This window comes from Martinezella dioscoreae, from assembly GCF_009176305.1.
Taxonomy (GTDB): domain Bacteria; phylum Pseudomonadota; class Alphaproteobacteria; order Rhizobiales; family Rhizobiaceae; genus Rhizobium; species Rhizobium dioscoreae.
Genome location: NZ_BLAJ01000004.1, coordinates 111,172 through 134,613 on the forward strand (window position 1 = coordinate 111,172; position 23,442 = coordinate 134,613).

Consider the following 23,442-nt stretch of genomic DNA (forward strand, 5'->3'; position numbering starts at 1 on the left):
AGGACATGATCATGCTGACGAGACGCAGTTTATTGACGACGGCCGCGGCTCTGACGGCCGCCACCGCGATGCCTATGATCGCTAGGTCGGCCCGCGCGGCCTCAAAGCCGATCCGGATCGGCTATCTCTCCGACTTTCCCAATTCGAGCCTGTTCGCGATTGCCAACGATCAGAAGCTTTGGCAGGCCGAAGGGCTGGAGCCGGACCTGAAGGTGTTCACCAATGGTCCCATTCAGATCCAGGCCATGGGTGCGGGAAGCCTCGATTTCGGGACGATCGGGCCGGGCGCGCTGTGGCTTCCGGCCAGCGGCCATGCCAAGGTGCTCGGCGTCAACGATATCGGGTTCAGCGATCGCGTCATCGCCCAGGCGGCATTTACCTCGATCGCCGATCTCAAGGGCAAGAAGGTCGGTGTCCCACAAGGCACATCCGGAGAGATGATCCTGCGCATGGCTCTCGGCAAGGCTGGCCTGACGATCAAGGACGTGCAGGTCGTCCCGATGGATCCGAGCACCGTCGTGGCTGCATTCTCCTCCAAGCAGATCGATGCGGCGGGCATCTGGTATCCCTTGATCGATGCGATCAAACCACGTGTCCCCGATATGAAGGAGCTGGCCTCGAACAAGGATTTCTATCCCGATACCTCGTTCATCAACACCTTCGTGGCGCGCAACGAGACGATCCAAAGCGATCCCGATCTTGCCAAGAGCTTCCTGAAGGTCATCAAGAAGGCCATGGACTACAGGGTTGCCAATCTCGATCATTCGATTGAGTTGACGGTCGCCTTTACGCAATCGCCTCCCGATGCGACGGCCAAGGTTGCGAAAAGCCGAAAACTTCTAACGAGCGGCGAGCTGAACAAGTTCACCGAGGACGGCAGTGTCACGAAGTGGTTGGGTGAATTCAACAAGATGTTCGTCGATTTCGGAACCATCAAGGATCCGCTGCCACCGGAAAAATATTTCGACGCGACATTGTTCCTCTCCGCTTGAAAACGGGCCTGCATGGCGGCAAGGCTGTCGTGTGGCGCGGCAGCCGCGATCAAACATATTGGCCTTTCATACCGGAAGAGCGTGCCCATAGTCACCATCGTCCATTCGATCGAGGGGCAATCACATGAGGGCAAGCGCCGAATCTACGATCGTCCGGCAAGCAAACAACGGCTGGGGCACGTGGCGGCGGCGCTTGGTCTCGTCAAATGATGGGAGGCCTTGCCAGCAACCTCCGCGGCCGCATCGCCAGACGGTGATGACAAGCGGATCACCAGAGCCGCGGATGCGGTCCTGGGGCTCATGGTCCATATTTCGGTCTATCCGACCTAATCGGTCACCGGCTCGCCGAGCGTATGCATCAGGCGGTTCGCCCAGCCGAAAATTGCCGACGAGAAGACGAGATCGATGGATTCCAATTCAGACAAGCCCACGTCGGCCAATGCCTGCGCATCTGCTTTCGTGGCTTCGGGCGGCGTTGGCGACAGGCGTGCGGAAAAATCAAAGATCGCCTGCAGGTGCTCGTCGAGTTCCGCATCCAGGCCGTCCGTGAAGATTGCTTCGATCACGTCGGTTCTTTTGGTCTGGCTGATGAAGCGGGAGGCGTGAACCGCGGCGCAGTAGACGCAGTGGTTGACGATGGACGCGGCCGTCGCGCCCAGTTCGCGCTCGCTCGAAGCAAGCCCATCCTTTCCGTACATGATCAGATTGAACAGTGGAGAGCGGACGCTCAGCGATTCCGGATCGTGCGCGAGCGTCAGGACATAGGGCGAAATGCCCTTGTTGGACGGCGTCACCTGCATGGCCGCGCGCTGTTCCGCGGTCGCGGTCTCGAGGTCGACTGGAACGACATAAGGCTGCCAGCGCGGAATTTTGGTGGTGAAGGCATGGACGACCTCGCTCATTGTCTTGCTCCGATCAATGCCAATCCCGCGATGACGCGCACCTGGTAGTTCACGAAGGCTGCCAGTTCGGAGAGGCGGACGATGTCGGCATCGGCCACGCCGCTGGCGCGCAATGCCTCTATGTCCGCCCGGCTCGCCTCCCTCGGTGCGACGGTCAGCCGGTCGGCGTGACGAACGATCTCGGCGGCGCGTGGGTCCTCCACGGTCGTGCCAGGTGAGGAGAGCGGGGCAATCGCGGTTTCGCCCGCCCGCTCCACGAGAGCATCATAGTGGCGCGCCAGCGCCTCGTTGTGATTTTGCCGGGCCATGCGGGCGGCAAGCGCCGCCCGAAGTCCATGGGACAGACCGCCGGGATCGCGTGGCAGCAGCACCGCGTCATGGGCTGCCTCGCTCAGGCGCAGGATCTCAGCGCGCTTTTCCATGGCTTCGGCGAGCGCGGAGCCAGGCTTCACGGAGACTAGGGTTTCGATGAGTGTCAAAACAGGCTCCTCGGGTGCGTCTTTGGGGGCAGCATCTAGGTAGGCGTGACACACCATTATGTCAAATGATAATGATTAAGCGACTTGCATGCAGAATAATTATCTAATTCCGATCGCCAAGTGAGAATTCATATGCTTTACTCGCATTAAGAGGAGTGCTTCATGTCAATTATGCATTCTAACTCTTTCGATATTCGGCAACTTGAGGCCTTCGCGGCCGTGATTTCCGCGGGTAGCGTGACCGGGGCGGCGCGCTTGCTGGGCCGATCGCAACCGGCGGTCACCAGGCTCATCCAGGATCTGGAAGCCGATATCGGCTATGCGCTCCTGCATCGAAGCGGTCCACGGATCACGCCGACCTCGCGAGGCGTGCTATTTCATTCCGAGGTCGAGCGCCATCTTGCCAGTCTCACACATATCCGTGAGCGCGCGGAGGCGATCGGTCGTGATGAACCACCCACGCTGACGATCGCGGCAACGCCGTCGCTTGCGGCGGGCGTTCTGCCGCGGGCACTCGCGGCCGTTGCCCCGGATCTGATCCCGCGTCATCTACATGTGCAGGCGCTTGCGGCCGAAAACGTCGTCCAGGCAGTGCTCGCCCGCTCGGCGGATTTGGGGATCGCAAGCCTGCCGCTCGAACATCCGGGCCTCGAAATACACTGGATCGCGGAGGCGCCATGTGTCGTCGCCATCGCCGCGAGCGATCCGCTCGCCGACCGTGACGTGGTGCGTCTTGCCGATCTCGCCGATCGCCGCATCATCACCCTGGCAAATCCATATCGCTTGCGGCATCGAGTCGATGAGGCACTGGAACGGGCAGGGGTCTCGCCGGACCGGATTATCGACGTCAATGCTTCACTGACGGCGCTGTCGTTGGTTCGGGCAGGACTAGGGGTTGGCATCGTCGAGCCGGCGACCGTCGTCGGCGTGCCGCTTGACGGTGTCGTGATGCGCGTGCTCGATCACACCATCCCCTTTCTCTTCGGTGCGATATCGCCCGCCGCGCTGCCGCTCACATCGACGATCACGGCAGTGATCGAGGCGGCGCGCACGGTGGCTTTGACGATGCCAGGCTGCCGCCTGTTCGACTCGAGCGGCGCGGAAGCGCTGGCCGATACCATTTACGGGCAAACCGCGAGACCTGAGGGAGCGTCGATATGAGCGACCTTTCCATCTTGCCGGACGGTCTCGATGCTCTTGAGGCGCGGCTGCGGCAGGATCTCGCCTGGCTGGAACTGCCGGCCAAATCCTGGGTGCCGCTGCGCGTGATCGACGGTCAGCCTGTCGTGGATGTCGTCATCATTGGCGCGGGCATGGCCGGGCTCGTCGCCTCCGCGATGCTGAAGAGGCTGGGTGTCGCCAACCATGTCGTGCTCGACAAGGCACCCGCGGGTCGCGAGGGACCCTGGGTCACCTTCGCCCGAATGCGAACGCTACGCTCTCCCAAGCAGCTCACCGGTCCGGCGATGGGGCTGCCCGCCCTGACGTTTCGCGCCTACTACGAAGCGCGCTTCGGCCGGGAGGCGTGGGTCGTGCTCGACCGCGCGCCGCGTGAGATGTGGATGGAATATCTGATCTGGTACCGTAAGGTGCTCGAGCTTCCCGTCCGCAACGGCGTCACAGTCGATGCGATCCTCCCACGCAAGGACGGAATGCTTGATCTTGTCTGCATTGAGGACGGCCTCAAGGAGACGATCATTGCGCGTCATGCGGTGTTGGCGACCGGCCGCGATGGTTTGGGCGGCCCGTTCGTGCCAGATATCGCGAAAAGCATCGGTGGCAAGTTCTGGGCGCATACCGCTGACGACATCGATTTCGCGATGCTGCGCGGCAAGCGGATAGGCGTGATTGGTGCCGGCGCCTCTGCGATGGACAATGCCGCGACCGCTCTCGAAGCCGGTGCGGCGCGCCTCGACATGTTCGTGCGCCGCAGGGAGCTGCCGCGGATCAACAAGTTCACCGGCATCGGCAGCCAGGGCGTCGTGCACGGATTCGCCGGCCTTCCCGATGAGTGGAAGTGGCGCTTCCTCAATTATGCCATGGCCCAGCAGACGCCGCCGCCGCGGCCGAGCGTCTTGCGCGTCAGTTCCTTCCCGCAAGCCCATCTCCATCTTGAGAGCCCGATCAGCAGGCTGGAGCAGGAAGGCGACCACGTCATCGTGACGACGCCGAAGGCCAGCTATCCCGTCGACTTCCTGATCTTTGGAACGGGCTTCAAGATCGACCTGAGCAATCGACCGGAGCTTGCCGCCTTCGGCCCACATATACGCTTGTGGCGCGATCGCTTCCCGGTGCCGGCGGAGATACCCAACGCCGAACTCGAGGGATCCCCCGATCTCGGAGAGGCGTTCGAATTCCTCGAAAGGGAGCCGGGCTCGTGCCCAACGCTGGCAAGGATTCACTGCTTCAATTTTCCGGCGACACTCAGTCACGGCAAGCTCACCGGCGACATCCCCGCGATCAGCGAAGGTGCCGACCGCCTGGCGCGTGGCATTGTCCGCGCCCTCTTTGTCGCCGACCGCGAGAAACACTTTGAAAACCTCCAGGCTTTCGACACCCCGGAACTCTTCGGTGACGAATGGGCGGATGACGATACCAAGGAGCCTTCCGAACTATCTTCCGAAAGGACCTGAGACCCGCAATGCTTGAGATCAAGAACCTAAAGCTGTCTTACGGAAGCACGCAAATTCTAAATGGTGTGGACCTGTCGGTGAAACGGGGCGACGTGGTGTCGATCATCGGCCCGAGCGGCACCGGCAAGACGACGCTTCTCAAGTGCATCAACCATCTGACCAAGCCGTCCTCCGGCTCGATCGCGTTGGATGGCATCCACATGGATTACGCTCGCCCCGACAAGGCCGCGGTGCAGGCGATCCGTCTTCGCACGGCGATGGTTTTCCAGCAGTTCAACGTCTTCAAGAACATGACCGTCATCCAGAACGTCATGGACCCGCTGGTGGTCGTTCAGCGCAAGCCGAAGGAAGAGGCCCGCGCGATCGCCGTGCGGGAACTCGAGCGCGTCGGACTTGCTGACAAGCTCGACAACTATCCCTCCCAGCTCTCAGGTGGTCAGCTCCAGCGGACCGGCATCGCCCGCGCCTTGGCGGTCAAGCCGGACGTGATGCTGTTCGACGAGCCGACATCGTCGCTTGACCCCGAACTGGTGAACGAGGTCCTGAAGGTGATCAAGGATGTGACGTCCTCGGGCATCACATCGCTCCTCGTCACCCATGAGATGCAGTTCGCCAAGAACATCTCGAACCGCATCGTCTTCATGGACCGGGGCGTCGTCGCCGCGGACGGCACTCCGGCCGAAATCTTCGATACACCCTCCAACCCGCGCCTCGCTCAGTTTCTCAATTCCGAACGCGCGATCCAGTAGAAAGGATGCCTGAAATGACTTCCATGAGTTCAATCTCGCGCCGTGGCCTCGGTCTCGCCGTAGCAGGCGTCGCGATCGCCTTCGCAACCGCCTCGTTCGCCGAGGACGTCCGCACGATCAAGATCGCCACCGCGGCTGAATCGAAGCCGCTCTCCTGGGGCGCGATCGGCGTCGAGCCGCAGGGTTACGAACCCGACGTGCTGAGGGCGATCAACGCGAAGCTGCCCCAGTACAAGTTCGTCATGGAAGGTGCGGCCGACATTGCCCAGGAAACCGGCCTTGCCACCGGCAAGTACGACATCGCGACGGGCGGCTATTATCGCGCGCCCGCTCGTGAAAAGCAGTTCCTCATTCCTGACGCCCCGATCGGTGCGAGCTTGATCAAGATCTATAGCCGCAAGGATAGCGGCATCAACGAGATGAAGGATCTGGTCGGCAAGAAGATCGTGCCCGTCACCGCAGGCGGCGGCATCTACAAGTTCGCCACGGCATGGCAGGAGCAAAACCCGGCTTACAAGATCGAGATCACCGCCTCGAGCGCCGGCGTTCCCTATCCGGACCGGCTGAAGGAAGTGCAGAACGGCAAATACGATGCGCTCGTGCTGCCATCCAACCTTGGCGAGCAGACCGTGATCGACCAGCAGAAGCTCGACATCAAGACGAGCGAGCCGGTCGCGATCAATCAGACCTTCGTGCTGGTCCATCGCTCCGAGGAGAACAAGGCCCTCTCCGATGGCATCGACAAGGCTCTGAAGGAGCTCAAGGCCGACGGCACGCTTGCCAAGCTCTCGCAGAAGTGGTTCGGCGAGGACATCACCACGTACATGAAGTAACGCCGCCCGCAGATCCCGGCGATCAGGCCAAAGACTGAAAGAAGGAGTGTTCCGAAGTGGACCTTTCCGTCATGATCCCAGAGCTGCTCTCGGCCCTGCCGCTGACGCTTGCGATCACGTTCACGGCCATGATCGCCGGCTTCGTGCTGGCCTTGATTGCGACGACATTTCGGGTTCGCAGGATCCCGGTGATCAGCCAATTGGCGGATCTCTACGTATCCTATGCCCGCAGCGTGCCCGTCGTCCTGCAATTGTTCGTCGCCTTTTATGGGCTCCCGGTGCTTGTGGGTGTGTTCGGCGTTGCGGACTTCGTGTCTCCGACCATCGCCGCGATGCTGGGCTTGAGCCTCTATCACGGAGGCTATCTGTCCGAAGTCATGCGGCCGGCCTATCTCGCCGTCGAACGCGGCCAGCATGATGCCGCGGACAGCCTTGGCTATACGTTCCGCCAGAAACTCACGCGCGTTCTCGGCCCGCAGGCGGTTCACATCGCGCTCCCCGGCTACGGCAACTCGATCATCTACCTGATCCACAACGTTGCGCTCGTCATGTATATCGGCGCGGCCGACGTCATGGCGACCGCACACCTTGTGATGGAGCGCGACTACAACCAGTACCAGTTCGAAACATACCTCGTGCTGGCGGTGCTCTATTCGCTGCTTTGCCTGGTCGCCTGGTCTGTCGTCCGCTTTTTCGAGCTTCGTTCCGCGAGATTTTCTCCAGGCGCGAAGCGCGGCAGAACCACGATGATGGCAAGCGTCTGATCGAAGGAGTTGCTACATGTTCGATATCGACGTTCTTCTCCCCGATCTTTGGGATATCCTGGGTGCGGTACCCCTCACGCTCGCGATGGCGCTTGCGATCTTCGTCTTCTCGACGATCATAGGCAGCCTGTTCGCCATGGTGGAATATCGGCGCATCCCTGTCTTGCGACAGCTTGTCGTCGCCTACAAGGTCGCGTTCAAGGGCGTGCCGATGGTCGTGGTGATCTTCCTCGCCTACTATGGCCTTCCCTCGATCCTGCAATTCCTGACATCGCTGATCGGCGTGGACTATAACGGCCATTCGACGCCAAACTGGGTCACGCTCATCGTCGCCCTGACGGCCTGCGTCGCCGCTTTCCAGGCGGAAGTCGTCAAGGGCGCGCTGAATTCTTTCGACACCGGCCAGGCGGATGCAGCCTATTCGCTCGGCTACAAGAAGAGCCAGCTCTTCCGCCGGGTCATGCTTCCGCAGGTCATCGTCGCGGCGATACCGGATCTTGCCAATTCCTTCATGGTCATCATGAAGGCGCTTTCCCTGGGGTTCGCCATCGAGGTGGTCGACATCTTCGCGCAGTCGCAACTGACCGCAGCGCTGAACTTCTATTATCTCGAGGCCTTCCTGGTCGCGGTCGTGATCTACATGGTGATAGCCTATGCCGTAACCCAGATCGCGGACAGGACGGAGCGAGCGCTCAGGGTGCGGACTTGATCTCGACCCAACGCTTCCGACGCGGCAAGACAAGACGGTCTCCATCGGCTGATCGCCCTTGAAAACCGCGGCCGGGGACGAGCACCCGCGCCGTCCACTCTTTCCTCTCCAGACCGCCTTTTTGAAAATTCATTTCTCCCCATTCTCGTTAGTCCACTTAATTTATAGACTAAAGTCAAATTGGAGAGAGTGGCAATGAGCATCGAAAAGTCCGACAGCGGTCTGGGAAGACGGGAGCTGTTGAAATTATCCGCAGCGGCCGGAGTTGCGGTCGCCGGCGCTTCCCTGATCGGGCAGAAGCCGGTCTTCGCGGCCGACGGAGAACTGTCCCTGAAAGGCAAGCGCATCGCCATCAGCGCGACCGGAACCGACCACTTTTTCGACCTGCAGGCCTATAATGCCCAGATCGAAGAGGTAAAGCGCCTCGGCGGCGAGCCGATCGCCGTCGATGCAGGGCGCAATGACGGCAAACTGGTCTCGCAGTTGCAAACGCTGATTGCTCAGAAGCCGGATGCCATCGTTCAGATCCTCGGGACGCTCAGCGTCATCGACCCCTGGCTGAAGAAGGCGCGCGACGCCGGCATTCCGGTTCTGACGGTCGACGTCGGCTCGACCAATTCGATCAACAATACCACCTCCGACAACTGGGGCATCGGCAAGGACCTGGCGCTCCAGCTCGTCTCCGATATCGGCGGCGAAGGCAATATCGTCGTCTTCAACGGCTTTTACGGCGTGACGCCTTGCGCGATCCGCTATGACCAGCTGGTCAATGTCGTCAAATATTTCCCGAAGGTGAAGATCCTCCAGCCGGAACTGCGCGACGTCATCCCGAATACCGTGCAGGACGCTTTCACCCAGATCACCACGATTTTGAACAAATATCCGGAAAAGGGGTCGATCAAGGCGATCTGGTCGGCATGGGACATCCCGCAGCTCGGCGCGACCCAGGCGCTTGCCGCCGCTGGCCGCACCGAAATCCGCACCTACGGCGTCGATGGCAGTCCGGAAGTGCTGCAGCTCATCGCCGATCCGAAATCGCCCGCTGGCGCCGACGTCGCTCAACAGCCCGCGGAAATCGGCCGCACCGCCATCCGCAATGTCGCGAAGCTCCTCGCCGGGCAGACGTTGCCGCGCGAGACCTACGTTCCAGCGCTTCTGGCCAACAAGGCCAATGTCGGCGAGGTCACCAAAAAGCTCGGCATTGGCTGATAGTCCGCTCCGGGCGATGCCGCCATGGCTGGATCGCCCGGAACATGTCCGCTGGAGACCGAGATGAGCGCCATTTCTTTCAAGCAGCCGGTGACGGCAAAAGACGACATCATCCGCTTTGAAGGCATCGTCAAGCGCTTCGGCGGAGCGCAGGCGCTGGCGGGTGCGTCGCTTGGCGTCAGACGTGGAACCATCCATGGTCTCGTCGGCCAGAACGGCGCGGGCAAGTCGACATTGATCAAGCTGCTTGCCGGTCTTCATCAGCCGGATGACGGGAGGATCGAGATCGAAGGGCAAGCTTTCGATAGGCTGACCCCGCATCTCGCGGAAGAGCTCGGCATTCACTTCATTCATCAGGATCGGCTTCTCGTGCCGACTTTTACGGTCGGTGAAGCGCTGTTTCTCGGCCGGGAACCGCGCATACCAGGCACGCCATTTCTCGATCGCCGGCTGATGCAGCGCCGTGCATCCGATATCCTCAACGATTATTTCGGTGTCCGGTTGCCGAACACCGCCCTGGTAGGTGAATTGTCGACGGCCGAAAAGCAGATCGTCCAGATCACCCGCGCGCTTCTCAATCAGCCTAAGGTGCTTGTCTTCGATGAGCCGACGGCCGCATTGGTGCGTCGCGAAGCCGATATTCTCTTCCGCCTGATCCGTCGCCTGCGCGATGAAGGCGTGACCATCATTTACATCTCGCATTACCTGAACGAAATCGAGGAACTCTGCGACCACGTCACCGTGCTGCGCAACGGGCTGGACGTTGCTTCGGTGCCGATCCGGGATACATCGGCCGCAGCGATCGCGCGGCTGATGGTCGAGCGCGACATCAAGGACATGTTTCCGAAGCCGGTTGTTGCGCCCGGCGATGAAATCCTCAAGGTCGAACGGCTTTCGGCGCCCGGAAGATACGAGGATGTCAGCTTCACCCTTCGGCGCGGCGAGGTGCTGGGCCTCACTGGTTTGCTCGGTTCCGGGGCAAAGGAGCTGGTCCGCTCTCTCTTCGGTCTGGATAGGCCGGCCTTCGGTCGCATCGAAATCGGCGGCAAGGCTGTCCGTTTCGCCAATCCCAGTCACGCGACGGATAACAGGATCGCCCTGGTGCCCGAGGATAGGCGCCGCCATGGCATCGCGCTCGACCTCAGCGTCGCGGAAAATATCAGTCTTTCCAGCCTCGATCGCTTCACGCGCCTCGGCTTTCTCGACCGCGAGGGCGAAAGGCGGGAAGTCGATGCCCTGATTGAACGCCTGCAGGTAAAGACCAACGGGCGTAACGCCTTGCTGCGCACGCTTTCGGGCGGCAATCAGCAGAAGGTGGCGATAGCCAAATGGCTCAGTCGCCATTCCGAGGTCTACCTCCTCGACGAGCCGACGGTCGGCGTCGACATCGGCTCCAAGGTCGAGATCTATACGCTGATCGGCGAACTCGCGGCGCGCGGCGCCGGTGTCATAGTCCTGTCTTCCGACCTGCCGGAACTCCTTGGCATCACAGATCGCATCCTTGTGCTCTTCCGTGGCCGGGTGGTGCGGGAATTCATATCGTCGGAGACGACGGCGGATGCCGTGCTCGCCGAAGCCACCGGATCGTCGGAAGGACAGCGCCATGTCGGCTGAGGTAGAATTCGCGCCTTCCGGATTTTCGACCTTAGAAGAACCTGCCCGGCCGGCCGGCAATATAGCGGCCACGGCATTGCGCTTCGGGTCGCTGATCGCCTTTGGGGTCATCCTGATCGTCTTTTCGCTGACCGCGCCTTACTTCCTCAGCATCGGCAATATCGGCAATGTGCTCGGCCAATCAGCCATCTCCGGCGTGCTCGCGATCGGACTGACGATCGTCCTCATCGCCGGCGGCTCCAATGTCGTCACCGGCGGCATCGACCTGTCGCTTGCCGCCAATATGGGCCTCAGTGCCGCCGTCTATGCCAGCCTGACGCAACTCGGTTTTGGTGACGTCACGGCGATCTTGGCATCGGTCCTGACGGGCACACTGATCGGCGCCGTCAATGCCATCGCCGTGGTCTATGCCGGTATCGTGCCGCTGCTCGCCACGCTTGCCGTCATGAACGTCGTTGCCGGCCTGGAACTGGTGCTGACGGGGAATACCGTCCTTCCGGCTTCAACGCCTTTCCTCTCGGCGCTTTCTGCTTCGGACTCCCTCGGCATGCCGATCCTCGCCTATGTGCTCATCGGCTTCACGGCGATTGCGACGGCGATCGTGCAATATACGCCGCTTGGTCTGCGCCTTTACGCTGTCGGCGAGTTTCCGGATGCCGCGCGCGCCGCTGGCCTTCCGCTTCGTCGCCTGCTTGCCGGCGCATTCGTCGCCAGCGGCCTATCTGGCGGCATCGCCGGCATCCTCTCGGTTTCCTACCTGAGCGGCAGCACGACGGGTTCCGGCGAGATGCTGTTGCCCGTCGTTGTCACCGCTTTGCTCGGTTCGGTCTTTTCACGCAGGCTGGTTCCAACAGTGACTGGAACGTTGCTTTCAGCTCTGCTGGTCGGCTTCCTCACCAACGGTTTCCAGCTGCTCAATATTTCGAGCACGCTGGTCAGCGGCGTGCAGGGCCTGCTCATTCTCATCGTGGTCTCCGCGACCACCCTGTTGCGTCGGCAGGAGGCCTGAACATGTCGCTCCATGGTTCCGCACACGCCACGATTGGCTTGACGCGGCTGATCGCCGCCAGCCTAGTGCGCTATGGGCTGATCCTCGCTCTGGTTGCGGTCTTCGCCGTCTTTTCCCTGATCACACCGACATTCCTGACCCTTGCCAACCTGCAGAGCATCCTGGTCAACAATTTCACGTTGCTTGCCATCGTTTCCATCGCCATGACCTTCGCCGTTGCGTCTGGCGGCATCGATCTTTCAGTGGGAACGGCGATGGATTTCGCAAGCTTTGCCTTCGTCTCGCTTGTCCTTGCCGGACAGCCGGTGGCACTTGCGGCGCTTACCGGATTGGGGGCCGGGGCGCTTGTCGGTGCTTTCAATGCGCTGCTGATCTCGGGGATTGGCGTCTCGCCGTTCCTTGCGACGCTCGGCACGCTGTTCATCGGCCGCAGCATCCAGCAGCTGCTGACCAATGGCGGCAATCCCGTCTATCTGCCGCCGAACGGCGTACCAGAGGCTTTCCGTTTCCTTGGCCACGGCACGATCGGGCGTTTCCCTGTGCCGCTCGTGGCCGCCATCCTCATCATCGCGGTCGCCGCGGTCATTCTTGCCCGCACGCGCTTCGGCCGCGTCGTGCTGTCGATCGGTATCCAGCCGGGTGTCGTGCGCTATTCCGGTATTGCGGCTCCCGCCTATATAGCGGCCACCTTCGTATTGGTCGGATTGATCGCGGCCGTCGCTGGCCTAATTCTGACCGCGACCGTCACCGTCTATATCCCGTCTTCCGGCAATGCATTTCTGCTGAATGCCATCGGCGCAACCTTCATCGGCACGACGCTCAGTCCGCTCGGGCGGCCGAACGTCACTGGTACCGTGCTGGGTGTGCTGCTGCTCAGTATCGTGGCCAATGGACTTTTATTGACCGATCTGAATTTCTACTGGCAGCAGGTCGGTACGGGAACACTGATCTTTACCGTGCTCGCCCTGAGCTTCATGAACCGGAAAGCGGCTGGCCGCCCGTGAGGCAAGCCGCAGAGAGTGATGGAAATCCGGCCGCTGTATCCGTCAGATTCTTCTGGCCCGTCAGATTCGGCAACCTTGGCGTTTGGGCATTGACGCAGGAGAAATCCAACGGGAATGCCTAGATTACCGTGCCATTAGGCCAGAGGCGACCGTCTCGCTGCAATGGGGAATAGTCGTGCCATTCGGCCAGCCGCTTTCTATATTCGCGCCTGTAAGTGCTGTCGTCGCGAAAGGCAATGTGGTCTTGCACCAATCCGATGCCAATCTCATAGTAGACATCGAGGTTGCGCAAATCCGGCTGAGGAATGTTTCCTTGCTCGGCTTCTCTTTGCATCTGCCAGAACAGCGTCTCCAGGCGCTGAACGAGGGCTGGAATATCGCGCAAGACACTTGTGTCTCGTTGTTCCCGCATGGACGCCCTTATTCTCTTCAGGCTAGTTGAATCCTTTGCGAATCCGATCGCCTTTTCTATGTAGTCTTGCGGGTCCGAGCAGATGAGCTGCGTCGCGCCGGCAGCCGCGACTATGCTATGGCAGAAGCGTGCTGCGAAGCTCTTGCCTGGAATGGTGAGGACAGGCAAGCCCATGGTCAGGGCATCGGCCGCGGTCGAATGTGCTCCATAGGGGAACGTGTCGAGGAAAAGATCGGCAAGGCCAATCCTGGCGAGGTGTTGAGCGTTTGGTGCCTTGGGCGCGAAGATGAGACGCTCAGGTGCGACACCGGCATTTGCCGCGACCTGGCGCAGACGGGCGTCGACATCGCCACCGCCGCTCAACAGCCATAATACGCTGTCGGATGTTGCCGCGAGAATTTCCATCCACCGCGCAAACGTCTCCTGCGTGATCTTCTGCATGCCGTTGAAGCAGGCGAAGACGAAGGCGCCGTCGGGCAGGCCCGCTTCGAGGCGTGTCGGCTTTTCGGCGACCGCTCTCTTGCGATCAATTGGCTGGGTGCAAGGGATCCTCCGGACCTTCTCTGAATAGAAGATCTCATTTTCCGGAGGAATGACGTGCTCGTCCGCGATGATATAGTGATGAAAAGGACTGCCCATCGTGCCCGGATAGCCGCAGAAATTGACGATGACGGGGGCCGGTCGATATGCGAAGATCTTCGTTCGCGCATGCTTGGTATAGCCATTGACGTCGATGAGGATATCGATGTCATCGTCCGCGATCTGCCGTGCCGCATCCTGATCGTTGAGCGCGGCGATCTCGCGCCAGCAGTCGACGACGGCTCTCATGCGCGTTTGCGTGGCGTCTTGCTCCACGGGCTCCCCGCAGTAATAGGCGTAGATCTCGACGCTTTGCTTGTCGTGCAGCTCCAGCACTTCCCTGAGTGCGAAGCCAACCGCGTGATCGCGCAGATCCGACGATACGTAGCCGATGCGAAGCCGCTGAGCGGTTCCGGATTTTTTGCGCGGCATCTTGCGAGGAAATCCGCTTATGTCGGGCCGGCCGACAAAGGATTTGTTGTATTGATAGGCTCTTGCGAGCTGAAACAGGGGATCGTCGGAATAGCAGGCAAGCGTCAGCGGCGACATGGAATCGAGGAGCTGACGCGTTGAGACGTGGTCGGATGACGTCAGAACAGGCCATTTGCATTGGCGCTGTCGCAAGGCGCTCCAATGCTGCCCGGCCTCGCCCTTGTCGGGTCGTAGTTCGATAGCCTGCCAAAGAGCCGCTTCGGCATCATCCAAAAGACCCGCATTTTCCATGACGCGGCCAATATGTTGAAGCGCCATGAGGCGGTGCGCGAGCTTGTCCGGAGTGCTTTCAGCCGTCATGTCGACGAAGCTTCGCCATTGCACGATGGCTTGCGCCGCGACGCCGCTATCTTCCAATGCCCGTCCGAGATTGATGTGTGCCGGGCCGAATTGCGGATCGAGCTTCAGGCAGGCGCGCAGCGCCTGAATGGAGCCGGCTATGTCGCCGAGCTGGCGCAGCGTGACCGAATAGTTGAAGTAAACGAGATGCAGGTAGGGGTGGCCATCGTTGAACGCGATCCAGACCTTGTAAGCCTCCGCCGCCTCCAGCTTCCGCCCGGCGGCACTTCGTGTTTCGGCAAATTGGAACAGGTCGTTGAAGGAGAGGCGCTGCGAACGCGCCAGGTCCAAGATGCCGGCAAGGGGCATGACCGGACTGGTGACTGAAGCATCATTGGTGACCATGGGCATTCCATAAACTGGCGGCAGGCAAGGCAACCATTTTCATAATGGCTGCCGATGTCTCGACTGTGCTTGGTTGCCGTCGGCATGTCATCAGCCTGCCGCGGGAATCGGCCGTTGCGCGCCGGCAATCAACAGCTTTCGAACGCGCCAAGGCGAATTGCAACGACCGCGCGGGTGTTCGAGACCACGAGACCAAGTCATATGCCGCGGGCGCTGCTCGCGATGGCTCGGGCAGCTTCTGAAATCGCCCGCCGCCAGGCGCTCTGTCGCGTGATTCGATCCAGCAATGCCGGGGCATATCGCGATCTTCAGGATTCGCCTTTCGCGTCCTGGGTCTCGATCTCGCCTATCGCCGTCGCAAGGCCTTTGTGCCGTTTCACGTCACATAGCTCGAGATGACCGCGGCGATTTGATCCGAGCTCAGATATGCCATTTGCGAACGCATCAACGCGAGCAACTGCGTACTGGAAAGGCTCGCGATATCCTGAGTGGATAGGCCCGTTATGCCATTCGAGCTAAAAGCCGCGATATCCTTGGTCGAGAAGGTCGAGAGCTCCTGGGTCGTCAGGGCGGCGACCTGCGCCGAGGTCAGCCCGCTGACCTGGGATGGTGCGAGAGCCTCGGCCTGCGCCGTCGTCAGCGCCGCGATGACCCGCGTGGTCAATCCGGCGACCGCCCCCGAGTTCAATGCGGCGATGTCATCGGTCGTGAAGACCGAAATATCATCCGTATCCAGGGCCGCGACCTGAAGGGCGTTCAAGGCGCCGATCTGCGACGTTGAAAGAGCGGCGATCTGAGCCGTACTCATTGCCGCGATCTGACCATAGCTCAATGAAGCGATCTGAGAGGTCGTCAGGACCGCGATCTGATCGCTGCTGAGGGCCGCGACGACGGCGGTAGACAGTCCCTGGATCGCATCCGAGTTGATCACGGACAGCTCGGCGGTGGAAATGGTTGTCAGATCCGCCGTGGTCAGTCCCGCCAGACCGGCTGAACTCAACGCCGCGATCTGGGTGGTTGAAAGCGCTTCGAATTGTTCGATGCTAAGCACCCCGACCTGGGTACTGCTCAGGCCGGCGATGCTGCCTGTCCCGAGTGCCGCGATCTGAGCGGTGGAGAGGGAGGCGATAAAGTCGGTCGACAGTCCCTGGACCGAGTTGGAACTGATCGCCGCGATATCGGAAGTGGAGAAGGTTGCCAGGTCGGCCGAGCTGAGGCCCGCAATTCCGGCTGAACTCAGGGCGGCGATCTGGGCCGTCGAAAATGCCGCGATCTGATCGACGCTCATGGCGGAGACCTGGGTACTGCTCAGGCCGGCCACGCCCGCCGTGCTCAAGGCGGCGACCTGGCTTGTCGATAAAGTGGCGATATCGGCGGTGCTCAGGACCGCGACCTGCTTTGAGCCGAGTACCGCGACTTGCGCCGCTGTCAAAGCCTCGATTTGATCGGTGCTGAGCACGGCGATCTGCGCCGTCGTCAATCCGGCGATGCCGCCTGTACCCAAGGACGTAATCTGGGCCGTTGATAGCGCCGCGACAATGGCCGTCGTCAGGCCGGAAATACCGCTTGAACTGATGGCCGCGATGTCCGCACTCGAGAAGGTCTGGAGATCATCGGTTCCGAGAGCGGCGATCTGCGCGGAGCTGAGTGCTCCGACCTGGGTGGGTGTGAGGGCTTCGGCCTGGGCCGTGCTGAGAGCGGCCATCTGGCTGGTGGTGAGGCCCGCGATGCCGGCCGTGCTCAAGGCGGCGATCTGTTCTGTCGAAAAGGCTGCGATCGCGGCGGTTGACAGGGCGGACATAGCGAGCGAACCGATGGCTGCCATGTCCGCGGTCGAGAAGGTCGCGAGATCTTCTGTCCCGAAGGTGGCGATCTGCTTCGAGGTGAACGCCCCAACCTGGGTCGGCGTCAAGGCTTCAGCCTGATCCGTGCTGAGCACCGCGATCTGATCGGTCGTAAGTCCGGCAATCCCGCTGGTGCTCAGCGCCGCGATCTGATTGGTGGAGAGGGCTTCGATGCCGTTCGTGCCGAGCACCGCGATCTGTTTGGAATTGAGCGCCGCGACCTGAGCCGTGGTTAAGGCCTCCAACTGCCCGGTGCTCAGAGCCGCTATCTGCGATGTTGTCAGGCCGGCAATGCCCGATGCGCTGAGCGCTGCGACCTGATCCGTCGAGAATCCGGCGATCGTCGCCGTCGATAGGCCTTGTATCGCGCTCGAACTGATGGCCGCGATATCGGCCGTGGAAAAAGCGTCTAGGTCATCCGCGCTCAAAGCTGCGACCTGGGTCGAGCTCAACGCGCCGATCTGCCCCGTTGTGAGGGCCTCCGCCTGGTCGACGCTGAGCGCCGCCAGCTGTGCCGTTGTCAGGCCGGGTATCCCGGCTGTGCTAAGCGCGGCGATTTGTGCGGTCGACATGGCTGCGATATCAGCTGTTGTCAGCGCCGAAATCTGCCTCGAGCCAAGAGTGCTGATCTGGGCTGTCGTGAGCGCCCCGACTTGGTTGGTGCCGAGAGCGGAAATCTGCAGGGTGGTGAGGCCCGCGATGCCGGCGGTGCTGATCGCCGTGATCTGATCTGTCGAGAAGGCGGCGACGGTGGCCGTCGACAGGCCGGAAATGGCGTTTGAACTGATAGCCGCGATATCGGACGTCGAGAATGTCTGCAGATTGGCAGCATCCAGTGTCGCAATCTGGCTCGAACTGAGAGCGGCGACCTGGGCCGAGGTGAGGGCCTCGGCCTGGGCGGTGTTCAAGACCGCGATCTGAGCACTTGTCAGGCCCGCAATGCCGAGACTGCTCAAAGCGGCAATCTGCGCCGTCGACATCGCCGCTATATCGGCTGTCGTCAGCGCGGATACCTGCTTAGAGCCAAGAACATTGATCTGTGTCGTCGTCAGGGCTTGCACCTGACCCGTGCCCAAGGCGGCTATCTGCAGGCTCGTCAATCCGGCCGTGCCGGATGAACTAAGGGCCGCGATCTGAACGTTCGAAAGCGAGGCTATGTCCGCCGTACTCAAGGCGGAAACCTGCGCCGAACTTAGCGCAGCCATCTGCTTGCTGCTCAGGGCATGGATCTGAGCGGTATTCAAGGCGGCGATCTGTTTGGTCGACAAACCGCCGATCCCCAGCGTGCTGATGGCCGCGAGCTGGTTTGTCGTCAGTGCCGCTATCGCGCCCGCGGACAGGCCCGATATGGCGTTCGAGCCGATGGCCGCGATGTCCTGCGTCGAAAACACGGCTAGGTCGTCTGTCGTTAGCGCTGAAAGCTGGGTCGAGTTCAGGGCCGCGACCTGCGCTGTCGTCAACGCCTCGGCCTGGATGGTGCCGAGCGCTGCGATCTGTTTCGTGGTGAGGCCGGTAATGCTCGAGGTGCTCAGGGCCGCCACCTGGCTCGTCGACAAAGCGGCGACTGCTGTCGTGGAAAGACCCGATATGGCGGCGGAAGTGATGGTTGCGATGTTCTTGGTCGACAGAGCAGCTATGTCATTTGTCGTCAATACGGAAAGCTGCGCGGAATTGAGCGCTGCGCTTTGTACCGTCGTCAGGGCTTGGAGCTGCCCGGTGCTCAAAACGGCGATCTGCTGGGTGGTCAGCCCCGCTATGCCCGATGTGCTGAGAGCCGCTATCTGGGCTGTCGACATGGCGGCGATGGCATCTGTCGACAAGCCGGAGATGGCGGCGGAGCCGATGGCCGAAATATCTTTGGTCGAGAAAGTGGCGATATCGGCAGCACTCAGGCTGCTGATCTGTTTGGAACTCAGAGCCGCGACTTGGGCCGATGTCAGCGCCTCTGTCTGGCTGGTGTTGAATGCAGAGATCTGTGTGGTGGTAAGGCCTGCGACGGCCGAGCCGCCGAGGGCCGCGATCTGCGCGGTCGAAAGTGTCGCGACGATGCTCGGGTCCAAAACCCCGACCTGCGCCGAGCTCAAGGTTGCGATCTGCTTGGTGGATAGCACATCTATCTGGCTGCTGTTGAGGGCACTGATCTGATCCGTGGTCATGCCAAGGATGCCGGTCGGGCTGAGCGCGGCGATCTGCGCCGTCGAGAACGCCGCCAAGGCTGCCGTGGACAAGCCGGAAATGGCACTCGAACCGATGGCGGCAATATCCGCGGTCGAGAGGGCCGCGACGTCGCTCGAACCGAGGACGCCAAGCTGGGCCGAACTGAGCGCGGCGATCTGTGTCGTGGTCAAGGCGGCAAGCTGCGCGCTGCTCAGGACGTTGACCTGATCAGTGCTCAGTCCGGAAATTCCGGCGGTGCTGAGTGCAGCGATCTGGCCAGTCGTGAGTGAAGCGATGCTTCCTGTGCCGAGAGCTCCCACTTGCGCCGAACTCAGCGCCGCGATTCGCGTTGTGGCCAAGGCCGCCACTTGTGCCGTGCTCAAAGCAGCGACCTGATCGGTCGTCAGGCCCGCGACGGTGGTCGTGCTGAGCGCTGCGATCTGATCCGTGGACAATGAACCGATGATGGACGAGCCGAGACCCGACACTGCCTTGTTCGAAATTGCGGCGATGTCGGCGGTCGAGAAGGTTGCTATATCATCGGCGCTCAAGGCGCCGAGCTGGACGGAGCTTAGTACCTTGACCTGCGCGGTGGTCAGCGCCTCTGCCTGTGCCGTGCTAAGCGCGGTCATCTGTCCTGTTGTCAGACCTATTATCCCGGACGTGCTGAATGCGGCGATTTGGGCGGTGGAGAGTGAGGCGACGATATCCGCATCCATGGTCGCGATTTGCGATTGGCTGAGAGCCGCGATCTGATTGGTGAACAGCGCATCGACCTGGCCGGAACTCAGGGCGTCGATCTGCGCGGTGCTGAGACCCGCGATTCCTGCCGTGCTCAAGGCCGCGATCTGAGCGGTCGTCAGCGCGGCGATCGCATCGGTCGACAGTCCCGACGTCGCAGTCGAACCGATCACGGCGATATCGGCGACTGAAAGGGCGGCGACATCATCGGTCCCCAGCGCGGAGAGCTGAGCGGTCTTTAGAGCGGCGACCTGATTTGTTGTCAGGGTCGCGACTTGGGTGGTGCTCAGCGCATTGACCTGATCGGTCGTCAAACCGCTAATCCCCGACGTGCTTATCGCGGCGACCTGTGCGGTGGACAGAGCGGCGATGACGTTGGTATCAAGGGCCGCGATCTGGGTGGCGCTGAGAGCCGTCATCCACGATGCCGGCAGGGCGGCGATCTGCGCGGTATTGAGCGCGGCGATCTGGCTCGTCGTCAAACCGGCAATTCCGGCGGCGCTCAAGGAGGCGATTTGTTGCGTCGAGAGGGTCGAGATGACGCCGGTGCTCAACCCCGTTACCGCCTTGCTGGAAAGCGCGGCGATTTCATCGGTCGTAAAGGTCGCGATATGATCCGTTCCAAGAGCGGAGACCTGGGTCGAACTCAGTTTGGCGATCTGGGCCGTCGTCAATGCCTGCGTTTGCTGCGTGCTCAAGGCCGCGATTTGATCCGTCGTCAGACCCGTGATGCCGGATGTGCTGAGGGCCGCGATCTGGCTGGCGGTGAGGGATGTAATGGTGCCCGTGCCGAGGGCTGCGATCTGGCTCGACGTCAGGGTCGCGACCTGTGTCGTGCTGAGTGCCGCGAGCTGCGCGGTGCTCAAGGCCGCGATCTGATTGGTCGTCAGGTTCGCGAGCGTGCTCGTGCCCAGGGCGGCAATCTGTATTGTCGAGAGAGCAGCGACGGCGCCAGTGCTCAAGCCCGCGATTGCCTTGGTGGCGATAGCCGCCATGTCGACCGTCGAGAGGGCAGCCATGTCGTTCGCCGTCAGCGCCGCCATTTGCGTCGAACTCAACGCTGCGATCTGGCTGGTCGTGAGGCTTGCGAGCTGAGCGGTACCCAGCGTCGATATTTGGGCGGTCGTCAGGCCGGTGACGGCGCTCGTGGTCAAGGCCTCGAGCTGCGCGCTCGAAAGGGACGCGATGACGCTGGTTGTGAGGCCGCCGATCGCCTTGCTGGAAAGCGCGGCGATTTCGTCTGTCGTGAACGTTGCCACGTCATCCGAACCCAGGGCGGCAAGTTGAGTGGAACTCAGTACCTTGAGCTGGCTCGACGACAGCGCCTCGACCTGTGCTGTCGTGAGCGCGGTAATCTGGCCCGTCGTCAACCCTGTGATCGCGGTCGTGGTCAGTGCACCAATCTGAGCGGTTGAAAAGGCTGCGATGTCATTCGTGCTGAGAGCCGCGATCTGGGCTGTTTTCAGCACGCTGATCTGGGTAGCCGTCAAGGCCGCGACCTGTTGCGAGCTCAGGCTCGCGATCTGGTTCGTCGTCAGGCTCGCGATGGCGCGCGTCGCCAGGCCCGCGACCTGAGCGCCCGAAAGCGCGGCGACCTGGGCCGTCGTCAGGCCGGTGACCGCGCTCGAGCTAAGGGCGGCGATCTGATCGGTTGAAAGGGCGGCGATGACCTCCGTACCTAGCCCCGCCACAGCCTTGCTGGTAATGGCCGCGATTTCCGTCGTCGAGAACGTGGCGATCTCATCCGTGCCGAGGGCCGAGAATTGGCTCGAGCTCAGCGCCGCGATTTGAGCACTGGTGAGCGCCTCCACTTGCTGCGTGCTTAGCGCGGCGATCTGATCTGTCGTCAAACCGGCAACGGTGCCTGCTTTCAGAGCCGCGATCTGTCCTGTCGAAAGCGCCGCAATGACATCCGTACCCAACACGGCAATTTGGCTTGAGCCGAGCGCCGCGACCTGTGCCGTGGTCAGGACGCTCGTTTTAGCCGCACCCAGAATCGCGATCTGGGCGGTGCTCAACCCGGCAATCCCAGCGGTGCTTAGCGCCGCGACTTGCGCCGTTGACAGGGCAGCAATGGCTGTCGTGTCAAGACCCGATACGGCCTTGCTGGTGATTGCGGCGATGCTGGCGGTCGAGAGCGCCGCGATATCGTCCATGCTCAACGCGGATATCTGGGTCGACGTCAGCGCCGCGACCTGAGCCGTTGTCAGAGCGGCGATCTGCGTTGTGGTCATCACGCTGATCTGGCTCGTTGTCAGCCCGGCGATGCCGCTCACGCTGAAGGCGGCAATTTGCGCGGTCGAAAGTGCTGCGATATCACTCGTGCTCAAGGCTCCGGTCTGCGTCGTCTTGAGCGAATTGATTTGGCTCGTTGTCAACGCGCTGATCTGCGCCGTGCTCAACGCGGTGATCTGGACGGTGCTCAGGCCGGAAACGGCCGACTTGCTGAGGGCTGCGACCTGTGAGACCGAGAGGGCGGCAACATCGCCCGTGCTCATGACCGCGAACTGGGTTGCGGTGAGCGCCGCGACTTGTGCCGTTGTCATCGCGGCGATCTGCGCCGTGCTCAAGGCAGCTATCTGAGCCGTTGTCAGGCCGGAAATCGCGGCCGTGTTCAAGGCGGCGACTTGGTTCGTCGCAAGAGAGGAAATGGTCGCTGTCGAGAGGCCCGCGACCGCGGCAGCCGTGATCGCCGCCATGTCATCCGTCGAAAACGCGGCGATACCGCCCGTGGACAGCACGGAAAGCTGCGCCGAGCTCAGGGCCTTGACCTGGCTGGAGGTGAGAGCCTCGGCTTGTGCGGTGCTCAGGGCTGCGACTTGCGCCGTCTTCAGGCTGGCAATCGCGCTGGCCGTCAGGGCCGCGATCTGAGCAGTTGAAAAGGCCGCTATATCGCTCGTGGCCATCGCTGCGACTTGCGTCGTCCTGAGAGCGGCGATTTGCGCCGTCGTCAGGGCAGCAATTTGCGTCGTGCCAAGCGCCGCGATTTGGCTTGTCGTCAAATTGGAAATGCTGCTGGTGCTCAACGCCGCGATCTGCTCGGTCGAAAGCGTGGCCATTGCAGCGGTCGAGAGGCCCGATATCGCCTTGCTGCTGATCGCGGCCATATCGTCTGTCGAAAAGGTAGCCAGATCTGCGGCGCTGAGCGCGGCGATTTGCGACGAACTCAAGACCCGGACCTGCGACGTCGTCAGGGCTTCCGCCTGTTCGATTGTCAGGGCCTGGAGTTGCTGTGTCGTGATCGCGGTGATCTGCACGGAACTGAAGCTCTCGATCGCGGATGTTGACAGGGCGGCCAGCTGATCGAGCGTGAGCCCCGGAATGGCGCTTTGCGAAATTGCGCTTAACTGCTGGGAGGTGAGAACCTCCACGTCCTCTGTATCCAGCGCCGCGATCTGCGCTGATGTGAGAACGCTGATCTGCTTGGTGGATAGTGATGCCACATCTTCCGTGGTCCAGGCCGCCACAGCTGATGTTGAAAGAGATCTGATCTGAGTGAGGCTCAAGGATGAAACGATCGAAGTCATTAACAGGACTCTTTCCGTAGCCACGTTGCACTGTCAGCATGTTCAAAGCCGACCAAGCTTGCCTTGCCGAAGCGTTGGCGGATTAACACTCTCTAAAATTCACGCCCCA

General features: G+C 61.4%; 15 protein-coding genes. 11 read left to right on the top strand and 4 right to left on the bottom strand.

Annotated features, from left to right (window positions below):
- Positions 1-14 precede the first annotated feature (14 nt).
- Positions 15-992 carry an aliphatic sulfonate ABC transporter substrate-binding protein gene (locus GDN47_RS17830; RefSeq protein WP_371864845.1) on the top strand — a complete coding sequence of 326 codons (978 nt, stop codon included), beginning with the start codon at positions 15-17 and terminating at the stop codon, positions 990-992.
- 326 nt (positions 993-1,318) lie between these two features.
- Here the strand turns inward: GDN47_RS17830 and GDN47_RS17840 are convergent, their stop codons facing one another.
- Positions 1,319-1,894, bottom strand: a complete 576-nt coding sequence (locus GDN47_RS17840; protein ID WP_113353430.1) for a peroxidase-related enzyme — start codon at positions 1,892-1,894, stop codon at positions 1,319-1,321.
- On the bottom strand, positions 1,891-2,373 hold the full coding sequence (locus GDN47_RS17845) for a CMD domain-containing protein (RefSeq protein ID WP_113353429.1): 483 nt from the start codon (positions 2,371-2,373) through the stop codon (positions 1,891-1,893). The genes GDN47_RS17840 and GDN47_RS17845 overlap by 4 nt, the downstream gene beginning before the upstream one ends.
- Positions 2,374-2,535: 162 nt before the next feature.
- Between GDN47_RS17845 and GDN47_RS17850 the strand changes: the two genes are divergently transcribed.
- From GDN47_RS17850 to GDN47_RS17895, 10 genes are all read left to right on the top strand, one after another.
- A complete protein-coding gene (locus GDN47_RS17850) occupies positions 2,536-3,534 on the top strand; it encodes a LysR family transcriptional regulator (protein ID WP_152093921.1) in 999 nt (332 codons plus the stop codon).
- Positions 3,531-5,006: an NAD(P)-binding domain-containing protein gene (locus GDN47_RS17855; protein WP_152093922.1), complete on the top strand. Its 1,476-nt coding sequence runs from the start codon at positions 3,531-3,533 to the stop codon at positions 5,004-5,006. The genes GDN47_RS17850 and GDN47_RS17855 overlap by 4 nt, the downstream gene beginning before the upstream one ends.
- A gap of 8 nt (positions 5,007-5,014) precedes the next feature.
- A complete protein-coding gene (locus GDN47_RS17860) occupies positions 5,015-5,755 on the top strand; it encodes an amino acid ABC transporter ATP-binding protein (protein ID WP_152093923.1) in 741 nt (246 codons plus the stop codon).
- 14 nt (positions 5,756-5,769) lie between these two features.
- Positions 5,770-6,588 (top strand): amino acid ABC transporter substrate-binding protein, encoded by an 819-nt coding sequence (locus tag GDN47_RS17865; protein WP_152093924.1) that lies wholly within the window; start codon positions 5,770-5,772, stop codon positions 6,586-6,588.
- Positions 6,589-6,644: 56 nt separating this feature from the next.
- Entirely contained in the window at positions 6,645-7,352 is a 708-nt protein-coding gene (locus GDN47_RS17870; protein ID WP_152093925.1) for an amino acid ABC transporter permease, read from the top strand.
- A 16-nt stretch (positions 7,353-7,368) separates the two neighbouring features.
- Positions 7,369-8,061: an amino acid ABC transporter permease gene (locus tag GDN47_RS17875; protein ID WP_152093926.1), complete on the top strand. Its 693-nt coding sequence runs from the start codon at positions 7,369-7,371 to the stop codon at positions 8,059-8,061.
- A 195-nt stretch (positions 8,062-8,256) separates the two neighbouring features.
- Positions 8,257-9,270: a sugar ABC transporter substrate-binding protein gene (locus GDN47_RS17880; protein ID WP_152093927.1), complete on the top strand. Its 1,014-nt coding sequence runs from the start codon at positions 8,257-8,259 to the stop codon at positions 9,268-9,270.
- Positions 9,271-9,333: 63 nt separating this feature from the next.
- On the top strand, positions 9,334-10,884 hold the full coding sequence (locus GDN47_RS17885) for a sugar ABC transporter ATP-binding protein (protein ID WP_152093928.1): 1,551 nt from the start codon (positions 9,334-9,336) through the stop codon (positions 10,882-10,884).
- Entirely contained in the window at positions 10,874-11,893 is a 1,020-nt protein-coding gene (locus tag GDN47_RS17890) for an ABC transporter permease (protein ID WP_152093929.1), read from the top strand. The genes GDN47_RS17885 and GDN47_RS17890 overlap by 11 nt, the downstream gene beginning before the upstream one ends.
- 2 nt (positions 11,894-11,895) lie before the next feature.
- Positions 11,896-12,897 carry an ABC transporter permease gene (locus GDN47_RS17895; protein ID WP_152093930.1) on the top strand — a complete coding sequence of 334 codons (1,002 nt, stop codon included), beginning with the start codon at positions 11,896-11,898 and terminating at the stop codon, positions 12,895-12,897.
- A gap of 118 nt (positions 12,898-13,015) precedes the next feature.
- Here GDN47_RS17895 and GDN47_RS17900 read toward each other — a convergent pair whose 3' ends face one another.
- The gene (locus GDN47_RS17900) at positions 13,016-15,064 is read right to left on the bottom strand and encodes an O-linked N-acetylglucosamine transferase, SPINDLY family protein (protein ID WP_152093931.1); all 2,049 of its coding nucleotides are present in this window, start codon (positions 15,062-15,064) and stop codon (positions 13,016-13,018) included.
- Positions 15,065-15,440: 376 nt separating this feature from the next.
- A complete protein-coding gene (locus tag GDN47_RS17905; protein WP_152093932.1) occupies positions 15,441-23,333 on the bottom strand; it encodes a beta strand repeat-containing protein in 7,893 nt (2,630 codons plus the stop codon).
- Positions 23,334-23,442: the final 109 nt, after the last annotated feature.

What these genes read in the sequence shown, in the direction of transcription:
- GDN47_RS17840 (WP_113353430.1), bottom strand. Translation starts at nt 1,894, where the DNA reads ATGAGCGAGGTCGTCCATGCCTTCACCACCAAAATTCCGCGCTGGCAG.
- GDN47_RS17850 (WP_152093921.1), top strand. Translation starts at nt 2,536, where the DNA reads ATGTCAATTATGCATTCTAACTCTTTCGATATTCGGCAACTTGAGGCC.
- GDN47_RS17855 (WP_152093922.1), top strand. Translation starts at nt 3,531, where the DNA reads ATGAGCGACCTTTCCATCTTGCCGGACGGTCTCGATGCTCTTGAGGCG.
- GDN47_RS17860 (WP_152093923.1), top strand. Translation starts at nt 5,015, where the DNA reads ATGCTTGAGATCAAGAACCTAAAGCTGTCTTACGGAAGCACGCAAATT.
- GDN47_RS17865 (WP_152093924.1), top strand. Translation starts at nt 5,770, where the DNA reads ATGACTTCCATGAGTTCAATCTCGCGCCGTGGCCTCGGTCTCGCCGTA.
- GDN47_RS17875 (WP_152093926.1), top strand. Translation starts at nt 7,369, where the DNA reads ATGTTCGATATCGACGTTCTTCTCCCCGATCTTTGGGATATCCTGGGT.
- GDN47_RS17880 (WP_152093927.1), top strand. Translation starts at nt 8,257, where the DNA reads ATGAGCATCGAAAAGTCCGACAGCGGTCTGGGAAGACGGGAGCTGTTG.
- GDN47_RS17885 (WP_152093928.1), top strand. Translation starts at nt 9,334, where the DNA reads ATGAGCGCCATTTCTTTCAAGCAGCCGGTGACGGCAAAAGACGACATC.
- GDN47_RS17890 (WP_152093929.1), top strand. Translation starts at nt 10,874, where the DNA reads ATGTCGGCTGAGGTAGAATTCGCGCCTTCCGGATTTTCGACCTTAGAA.
- GDN47_RS17895 (WP_152093930.1), top strand. Translation starts at nt 11,896, where the DNA reads ATGTCGCTCCATGGTTCCGCACACGCCACGATTGGCTTGACGCGGCTG.
- GDN47_RS17900 (WP_152093931.1), bottom strand. Translation starts at nt 15,064, where the DNA reads ATGGTCACCAATGATGCTTCAGTCACCAGTCCGGTCATGCCCCTTGCC.
- GDN47_RS17905 (WP_152093932.1), bottom strand. Translation starts at nt 23,333, where the DNA reads ATGACTTCGATCGTTTCATCCTTGAGCCTCACTCAGATCAGATCTCTT.